7 protein-coding genes and 5 pseudogenes are annotated in these 8,170 nt (G+C 59.4%); 5 read left to right on the forward strand and 7 right to left on the reverse strand.

The features are described 5' to 3' along the window. Positions 1 to 22: 22 nt before the first annotated feature. From panD to NKI67_RS30815, 4 genes and pseudogenes are all read right to left on the reverse strand, one after another. Complete coding sequence (gene panD / locus NKI67_RS30800) at positions 23 to 451, reverse strand: aspartate 1-decarboxylase (protein WP_352648551.1); 429 nt, start codon at positions 449 to 451, stop codon at positions 23 to 25. Between the two features lie 583 nt (positions 452 to 1,034). Beyond that, positions 1,035 to 1,187: pseudogene (locus NKI67_RS33945) on the reverse strand (recombinase family protein); the annotation flags it as partial. A gap of 73 nt (positions 1,188 to 1,260) precedes the next feature. Then, positions 1,261 to 1,710, reverse strand: a complete 450-nt coding sequence (locus tag NKI67_RS30810) for a hypothetical protein (RefSeq protein WP_352648569.1) — start codon at positions 1,708 to 1,710, stop codon at positions 1,261 to 1,263. Positions 1,711 to 1,720: 10 nt separating this feature from the next. Then, the gene (locus NKI67_RS30815; protein ID WP_352648553.1) at positions 1,721 to 2,134 is read right to left on the reverse strand and encodes a DUF4158 domain-containing protein; all 414 of its coding nucleotides are present in this window, start codon (positions 2,132 to 2,134) and stop codon (positions 1,721 to 1,723) included. Between the two features lie 1,007 nt (positions 2,135 to 3,141). Between NKI67_RS30815 and NKI67_RS30820 the strand changes: the two genes are divergently transcribed. The 4 genes from NKI67_RS30820 to NKI67_RS30835 all read left to right on the forward strand — a co-directional run bounded on the left by NKI67_RS30820 (position 3,142) and on the right by NKI67_RS30835 (position 6,941). Continuing rightward, positions 3,142 to 3,615, forward strand: a complete 474-nt coding sequence (locus tag NKI67_RS30820; RefSeq protein ID WP_352648556.1) for a hypothetical protein — start codon at positions 3,142 to 3,144, stop codon at positions 3,613 to 3,615. An 11-nt stretch (positions 3,616 to 3,626) separates the two neighbouring features. Then, the gene (locus NKI67_RS30825; protein ID WP_023801984.1) at positions 3,627 to 4,160 is read left to right on the forward strand and encodes a peroxiredoxin; all 534 of its coding nucleotides are present in this window, start codon (positions 3,627 to 3,629) and stop codon (positions 4,158 to 4,160) included. A gap of 69 nt (positions 4,161 to 4,229) precedes the next feature. Further along, positions 4,230 to 5,666 carry an RNA polymerase factor sigma-54 gene (gene rpoN, locus NKI67_RS30830; protein WP_352648558.1) on the forward strand — a complete coding sequence of 479 codons (1,437 nt, stop codon included), beginning with the start codon at positions 4,230 to 4,232 and terminating at the stop codon, positions 5,664 to 5,666. A gap of 57 nt (positions 5,667 to 5,723) precedes the next feature. Beyond that, on the forward strand, positions 5,724 to 6,941 hold the full coding sequence (locus NKI67_RS30835; protein WP_352648560.1) for an MFS transporter: 1,218 nt from the start codon (positions 5,724 to 5,726) through the stop codon (positions 6,939 to 6,941). A gap of 146 nt (positions 6,942 to 7,087) precedes the next feature. Here NKI67_RS30835 and NKI67_RS30840 read toward each other — a convergent pair. After that, positions 7,088 to 7,345, reverse strand: a pseudogene (locus tag NKI67_RS30840) (ABC transporter permease subunit); the annotation flags it as partial. A gap of 163 nt (positions 7,346 to 7,508) precedes the next feature. Between NKI67_RS30840 and NKI67_RS30845 the strand changes: the two are divergent. After that, positions 7,509 to 7,743, forward strand: a pseudogene (locus tag NKI67_RS30845) (DUF6429 family protein). Here NKI67_RS30845 and NKI67_RS30850 read toward each other — a convergent pair. Continuing rightward, positions 7,724 to 7,867: pseudogene (locus NKI67_RS30850) on the reverse strand (transposase domain-containing protein); the annotation flags it as partial. The pseudogenes NKI67_RS30845 and NKI67_RS30850 overlap by 20 nt on opposite strands. Before the next feature lie 115 nt (positions 7,868 to 7,982). Then, positions 7,983 to 8,170: pseudogene (locus NKI67_RS30855) on the reverse strand (integrase); the annotation flags it as partial.

The raw sequence follows: 8,170 nt of genomic DNA on the forward strand, positions 1-8,170 counted from the left end.
CAGCGAGGGACTCGGACCGGGATCAAGACCTTCCCATCGCTGAGCCCTTGCGGACCGCGAACGTCATCGCTCCATCCTCCCGGACGCTGACATCGTAGAACATGCGATCGCGGACAGAATTGCCCCGATTGAACGTTAATATTCGCGGCTTGATCTTGGCGATCTGCTCCTTATCAACGTACGCGGAGGAGCAAACGATGATCTCGTCTCCGACCTGGCAGGTACGAGCGGCAGCTCCGTTCAGCACACAGCAACGGGAACCCCTTTCACCATAAATGACATACGTGCTGATACGCGCACCTGACGCCTTGTTCCAGATGTCAACGAATTCCAGTGGAAAGATCCCCACCTCATCGCAGTGATCCGGGTCCAGTGTGATCGAACCGTGGTAGTTCAGATCCGCATCAGTGACGGTAATGCCATGAAGCTTGGCGGCTACGACTTTTCTCATCTACCAGATCCTCTTTAGGTCATGGAACGCTACGCGGTGGGAGGTGGTGGATTTGCCGGTGCGTCCATTCCCGTAGAAGGCGATCTGACGCAGACCTGCCATGGTGCTTTCCTCTCTTCGTTCCATTGGTCGCGAGAGCCGCGGCATGCGTGCCGGTTGGCCGCAGCCGCCGCCGTGCACTCAGGGACTTTCAAAACTCGTGCCAATTTGGCGGATCGAGCCTCAGAAGAGATGTTGTGCTTATGCTTCAAGGGCTCCCATGATAGTGCGGCAAGCGCCGGGCCGAGCGCTACCGTGTCGCGACCGTGACAAATCCGACAGATGTCGAGCGAAATCCAGACAGATTGGCAGATTTTACGACGGCTCAAGCCGGACTCGAAAGGAGCTCAATAATAGCCCGGTGCGTACGTCGCTGCGAAAACGGCCAACTGAAAGAACATTCAGCGAACGGCTATTTTGACCTCGGCGCCGATGCGCCCGACGGTGGCCCTATGAACGCGAAAGAGACGAGCGATTTCAGCTGCCGGACGGCCTTCATTTAACATGCCGATGATTTCGGAGCACTGATTGGGCGTTAGTTTCGGCGTCCACCCTTTCGCCCGCGTTCGCGGGCTGCCTGTAGACCCGCCATTGTGCGTTCCCGCACGATAGCACGCTCGAATTCGGCGAGCGAGCCGAGCATCTGCATCATCATGCGTCCCGCCGGCGTCGTCGTGTCAATTGCCTCGGTCAACGAGCCGTGAATGAAACGGCGGCGGACATGGAGCAGCTCGCATTGGACACACCCTCCGTTCCGGCACTGATGCGTTTCAGACCGGCATTCGTGCCGAGTCCATAGAGGCAAAGCAGCAGCCGGCTCTGCAAGGTGGATGCATCAAGGATGACGCGGTTGTCCGAGGTTTTTGTTCCAGACATCCGGTCCTGAGTGCCGCTTCCTTGAGCACGTCCAGCAAGCCTGTGCCCGGCCAGCGGCGCTCGATCTCGGCCTTCACCGCATCGAGGTTCGGCGGGGGCGGTAACGGTTCCAGCGGCGAGAGCGAGATGCGGTTGCGGCCGCGCCAAAGAAGCCGGACATGCGGGTTGTCGGGCAGTCCGGCGTTCAGGCGAATGCAGCGCAGCCGCCATCTCCACCTTGAACCTGGATACGAAGGCCTTCGCATCCATCGTATGGCCGAGGTCGCGATAGTAATCGGCGCGTCGTCGGTAAAATCCTGCGGCAGGTCCTCATCTGGGTTGCGATAGCGATCAGCCCCCACCACCCAGATTTCCTTACAGCGAATTCGCTCCCGTAACAGAGTTGATGCGCTTGATCTGCCAGCAGCCGGCGCCATCCCGTTCCAAGACCAGGTCGCGCCAGCGGGCGGGAACCACGCCTTCGATCGGAAGGCCGTCTTCAGGGTGGATGACGCGTCGGTCCTCCCGATGGCGGCGGCCGGTCCGGCCAGCCCAATCGTAGCCATCGAGATCGGTCAGCGCGGCCGAAAGCTGCTCGGCCAGATAAGAAACAGGCTCCGCTGGAATCTCACTCGCGTGATCGATAAATCTTCCCGCCCAGCGGTACATCTCGATCTGCGCAGCAAAACCAAGCCTGGTCCGTAACGGCTTTGTCTCGATCAGCGCGAGTTCATCAAAGTTGAGGCTCCACCATCTGGCGAGTTCCGCGCCATCCCAATTCTGCTGCACGCCACGCTCCCACGTTAGCCTTCCGATGGCTATCTTTGCGTGCGAGTATGTTCCCTTCAACACGAAGCAGAAGTTTCTCCATCTGTTAATGCAGTTGGCCGTTTTCGCAGCGACGTACGCACTGGGCCGAATGGCAGCGTATCAAGATCAGTAAATCTGACGCGCTCTTTGCCGGATGATAAACACTGTAGAGATTGTCGAGTTTCGTGCCACAGGACAATGGCGCCAGAGCCTTAGGCGCCAGAGCAGATGCAGTTCAAAGCCTATTCCCCTGAGGCTATCGCTTCTATCTGGCTGGTTTACACGGCCCGAACCAAACCCTTACGCCAACTTGCGTGCCGGATTTGCCGCTCCGTTTGCATTCCACCGCTTGCCCGCTAGCCGGTGGCCGCCTTTGCGACCTTTCGGTCGGGCCCGCGACATTCTTGTCAAGTTTCGAACATAAGAGGGTTGCAAATAGGACACGCTTGGAGAATTCGATCCTCACGGAATCAGGGCGCTTGCCGAAGAGCGCGCGCTCATGGTTGCTGCGACAGGCGCGTGTTCGCGATAGCCGTGCCTCCGCACGCAAGAACACGCTAGCGGCACACGCTACGCAATCGCTGCAGTGCCCGCCGGTGTGAGGTAGTGCATCGGCTCGGCTTCCGGTTCGTCTTTGCCCAGCCGGGCGGAAGCGCCGAATATCCGCACCATACAGCGCCGTTGTTGAGTGTGGTTACGAGGCGATTATAGCGCGCGCCCGATCTTGGCGAAGACACGGCCTCCGAAAAAAAAGGGCGGTCCAAAAGCATCTCTATTTGAAATGGCACGCCGCTTGCTGCTCCTGGGTTAGAGCCCATCAAATGACGAGGAAAGCGATTTGCGCCATGCCCGACACGCGAAGCTCTAGACCGTGGCCTGAGGAGACGGTGCCCGTTCCCGCTGAACATAGCTACATAGTCTCCTCCGGAGGTCCGTGCTCGGTAGCCGCTTTGCGCACCGCTGGTCCGATGCCGGCACGCCAATACATGGCGCTCGCGCAATTGCCGTTTACCGGTTCTGATCAGCATGTGAGTGCCCAAGAGCCCTATCAAAGGGTCGCCCAAGCCAAGGTCGGCGGGTCACTGGCAAATAACGACAATACGCTCAACCAGTTCAGTGACGCGGGTCTCTTGCGTGAAGTCACATTTGAGGCCTCCACACGCTTCCGACATTGGCTACTTCCGGCCGCTATCACTTTTTCCCGGGCACGAGCGCGAGTGATCGATGCCGCTTCCGGCGTCATAGCCGTGGAAAGATTGCCCAAGCGGCTCAACGGCCTCCAGCTCGCTCAGATCGATTGCGTTCGGCTGGCGAAGACCAGCAGCCAAGACGTTCCCATACATCGGGATGGAAAAAGGAGGGTGCGAGCCGCGAGGCGTCATTTCGTGCCCGGCATACGAGCCTTTGCTCGGTATTGCGCCAGCCTCTGCCAGAATCCAGCGCGCCAGTTTTTTTCTTGAGGAGCAAGTTGATGACCGTTCAAAAGAAGGTTCCCTTCGTCACCTTTCTCACGCGTGTTCGCGATGAGTCAGTCCAGGGGCCAAATCCATATCGCTGGGAAGAAAAGACATCTGACGACTACTTTGCCGGCAAGCGCGTCATCCTGTTCTCACTGCCTGGCGCCTTCACCCCGACCTGCTCGACCTACCAACTGCCCAAGTTCGAAGAGCTCTATGATGAGTTTGAGAAGGAGGGAATTGACGCGATTTACTGCGTCTCCGTCAACGATGCCTTCGTCATGAATGCGTGGGGGAAGTCCTTGGGCCTGCAGAAGGTCGAGCTCATCCCGGATGGCTCAGGCGAGTTCACACGCAAGATGGGCATGCTGGTCGCCAAGGACAATCTCGGCTTCGGGATGCGGTCCTGGCGCTACGCCGCCCTGATCAACAATGGCGTGGTGGAGCAGTGGTTCGAGGAGGAAGGTTTCTCCGACAACTGCGAGGCCGACCCCTATGGCGTCTCATCCCCGCAAAACGTTCTCGAAACGCTGAAAGCCGCCGCATGACCTAGAAAACGTCTCACTGGTGCCATTGCCCGCCCCAAGAGGCTCCTCGACAGGACCATCGCGCTCACCATGCAATCCTCAGCAAGCCTGCTTCAGCGCCAGAAGCAATCCATGGTCGCATCGCCTCAACTCATTGAGTCGATTCGCTTGCTGCAACTGGCGCATACTGAACTGCATCAGTTCGTGGAGCGGGAAATCGAGAAGAACCCAATCTTGGAATCTGCGTCAAACGATGGCGGGCCTTTTGACGATGTTTCGATTTCGGGAGCGGATCAGCCTATCGGCCCAGGCGCAAACGCCGTTGACGGACCGACCGGGGCAGGGTCGCCTGAACGGCTCGGGCAATGGAAATCACTTCGCAACACGACCAACAACCCGCCGGGCAATGGCCCTTCCCTCGACGAGTTTGCCACCCTCGCCGAAACATTGCACGACCATGTCGCTCGTCAGATCGCCCTCACTGCGTTCACACCACAGGAGCGGCTGATCGCTGGCCAGCTTGCCGCCGATCTGGAAGACACTGGCTATCTTCGGGCAAACCTTTTGGAGCTGGCCGAGAGCCTGAATGTCCGTGAGGCTGATGTGGAACGGGTTCTCGGAACCTTGCAGCAATTTGATCCACCGGGAATTTTTGCGCGAACTCTCAGAGAATGCCTCGAGATCCAGTTGCGCCAGCGAAACCGGCTCGACCCGGCAATGGCAGCTTTGGTTGCCCATCTTGAAATGCTTGCGCGACGCGATTTTCAGGCACTGAAGCAGCATTGCGGCGTCGATGAAGAAGACCTTCTCGACATGATGCATGAGATACGGGCGCTCGATCCCAAGCCTGGAAACCGGTTCCAGTCCGGTGCGTCGGAATCCATCATACCCGACGTGTGGGTCACGCCCTCGCCGGGAGGCGGATGGCAGATCGAACTTGATCCGGCCACACTGCCCAAGCTGCTGATCAACCAAGCCTACTATGCCGAAGTCTCGCGTCACACCGTCCAAAATTCGAAAGATCAAGCATTTCTCAACGAATGCTTGCAAAACGCAAACTGGCTGATCCGCAGTCTCGATCAACGCGCCAAGACGATTGTTAAGGTTGCGGCTGAAATCGTGCGCCAGCAGGATGCCTTTTTTGAACATGGCGTCGCCCATCTGCGGCCTCTCAATCTCAGGACCGTCGCTGACGCGATCGGCGTGCACGAGTCGACCGTAAGCCGGGTGACCTCGAACAAGTACATGCTTACCCCGCGCGGAGTCTTTGAACTGAAGTATTTTTTCACCGTTGCGATCGCGTCCTGCCAAGGCGGCGATGCGCACTCCGCCGAAGCTGTCCGCCATCGGATCAAAGCGATGATTGCCGCAGAATCTCACGGTGACGTGCTTTCCGATGAGGACATCGCTGCCCGGCTGAAGGAAACCGGCATCGATGTTGCGCGCCGCACCGTCACAAAATATCGCGAAGCAATGAACATCCCCTCCTCCGTGCAACGCCGCCGGGAAATGCGCTTGTGTTTTTAAATTTGGGTCAAGGCAGCCAACATCAGGTTGCATTGCATCAAAGTGGAGACTTCGTTCATGACCCAATCCGCGGCAGGCGTCGTGGACGCTGTTCTGCACGACTCAGAAAAGCCCGTCCCACCGTCTGGTCCCGCATGGGGTGCGGTCATTTCGCTTTCCTTGGGCACCTTCGGGCTGGTGACCGCAGAGTTTCTGCCTGTTAGCCTGCTCACGCCGCTCGCACATGATCTCGGTATCACCGAGGGAGCGGCTGGACAGGCGATGACGGCGACCGCTATCGTCGGGGCGATCTCGGCGCCGACGGTGGCCATCATCACAAAGCGCCTGGACCGCAGGATCGTCATGTGGGCGATGACGCTGCTGCTGATCCTGTCGGACGTTCTGGCGGCCGGCGCGTGGTCGCTGGCGGTTCTCCTGACTGCACGCGTCGTGCTCGGCATAGCGCTCGGAGGCTTCTGGTCGATGTCGGCAGCACTGGCGATGCGGCTCGTTCCAAGCCACCTCCTGCCGCGCGCTATGTCGATCATCCTCACCGGCGTTTCCGTGGCTACCGTTTGCGCAGCTCCAATCGGCGCTTATGTCGGCGATATCTGGGGATGGCGAAGCGCCTTCATGCTCGCCGCAGTTGGCGGCGCGGCTACACTGCTGGTGCAACTCATAACCATTCCGAGACTGCCTCCGATTGGAGTGGCTAGCTTCCGCAGCCTGCTGGATGTGGCTAAGATTCCGATGGTCAAGGTCGCGCTTGTGGTCGTCCTGCTGGTCGCTTCCGGCCACTTCGCCGGAATCACTTATATCCGCGCCTTCCTCGAGAAGATTCCCGCGCTTGACGTCGAGACGATCTCGCTTGTGTTGCTTGCTTTTGGCATCGGCGGATTCTTCGGCAATTTGGCCGGCGGGCTTCTAGCCGAGTACAGTCTCAAGGCAGTCGCGGCCCTTGCACCGCTGCTCATAGCGATAGCCGCTGTTTCGCTGCTGACGACGGGAGCATCGGCCTTCGCCTCGGCGATTGCGGTTGCAGCGTGGGGCTTTGCCTTCGGCGCGGTGCCGGTGGGATTACAGACGTGGATGGTGCGGCGGGCAGTTCCCGAGCAGGCCGAAAGCGCCGGTGTGCTGATGGTCGTAGCATTCCAAGTGGCAATCGCAGCCGGCGCGATTTTCGGCGGACTATTGGTGGACAATATTGGGATTGCCAGTGCCATTGCCTACAGTGCTGTTGCCACGTTCCTCGCCGCCCTGACAGTGTTCCTGCTCGGCCCGAAGCGCGAAACCTAGACCGCCTGACAGAAGAGGCCTCAGCAGCGCAGCGGGACGAGAGATGCAATCGCATGCACGGCGCGGCGCGATCCTCCGCATGATTACGCATGGTCAGCGCAAGCGCCTCGCCGGCTTCACCTCCGGGCCATGGCGACCTTCGACGCCAGACACGCGAACCTCGCTGGCACCGGTTTCCACTTGGCGACGATGAGCGCTGCCAGCGCGTTGCTGGCGGTCATATCCTTGACGACAAGCCGGCATTCTGGGCGAGCGACAGCTACGCGCCGGCCATGCCCGTCAGAACGCCGGTGAAGATGCCGCACGATAGCGCAGCCAGGTCGCGAAATGCCAGTGGTGTCAACGGCGGCCGGATTATCGTCGACCGCGCGAAGCCCTAGGCCGACGCGGGTGCTAAACAGCACCAATCAGGGAGATGGCATCATCAGGACGCGACATAGACCAGCAGTGAATGGCCGGTAAATCAGCTCGGGATAGACCAGCCGGAGCACCGGCACGCCGCGCACCCCTTCGGTAACCATCCGGTCTGGGCCGCGGCAGACGCGTGATCTGTGCTAGACTGGGCGGATGGAGATCGACACGGACAAGATCGATGATGCGGTCTTGGCGCTGCTTTGGCTGACGCTGCACAATGAACGATGCGCCTGGAAGAGCTTTGATTGGGATGTGACGGATCGGCTGCATCGGAAGGGGCTGATTACAGACCCTGCGAACAAGGCCAAGTCCTTGGTCCTGACGGACGAAGGTCTTCAGCGGTCGGAGGAACTGTTCCGCGCGCGTGTTCACGCGGCCGAGGCCATAAGGATCTGGCGGGGCTGCCAATTCCACGGAAGCAGTTCATGAAGCCGGTTCTGCGGCGTATCGGCGACGCGGGTGAGGACGTCGGCCAGCCAGGCCTGCGGATCGACGTCGTTGAGCTTCGCCGTTTATGCCGACCGCCAAACTATGCCGAGCGCCTCTTCCGATCCATGGCGGTATGAAGCGCTTTGCCCGCCATTTCGACCGAGAACCGGTCGTTGACATTCGGCATAGTTCTCATGCTCAAAGGGCGTTCAGGAATTCAAGAAGTCGGTCGTTTGGCCGAAATCGTTCGGCCTTTGCGAGTTCGTATGGCTTCAACTTGCCAAGTGCGGATTCCTTCAGCTCAAGATGTGCGTGAAGATAGGTCAGCGTCGTTTCCATCGCCTCATGGCCCAGCCATAGGGCGATGACCGAACAATCGACGCCCG

The sequence above is a fragment of the Mesorhizobium sp. M0408 genome (assembly GCF_040321495.1).
Classification (GTDB): Bacteria; Pseudomonadota; Alphaproteobacteria; order Rhizobiales; family Rhizobiaceae; genus Mesorhizobium.

Excerpts from the sequence above, each read along its gene's own strand:
- panD (WP_352648551.1), bottom strand. The coding sequence starts at position 451 with ATGAGAAAAGTCGTAGCCGCCAAGCTTCATGGCATTACCGTCACTGAT.
- NKI67_RS30820 (WP_352648556.1), top strand. The coding sequence starts at position 3,142 with ATGGCGCTCGCGCAATTGCCGTTTACCGGTTCTGATCAGCATGTGAGT.
- NKI67_RS30825 (WP_023801984.1), top strand. The coding sequence starts at position 3,627 with ATGACCGTTCAAAAGAAGGTTCCCTTCGTCACCTTTCTCACGCGTGTT.
- rpoN (WP_352648558.1), top strand. The coding sequence starts at position 4,230 with ATGCAATCCTCAGCAAGCCTGCTTCAGCGCCAGAAGCAATCCATGGTC.
- NKI67_RS30835 (WP_352648560.1), top strand. The coding sequence starts at position 5,724 with ATGACCCAATCCGCGGCAGGCGTCGTGGACGCTGTTCTGCACGACTCA.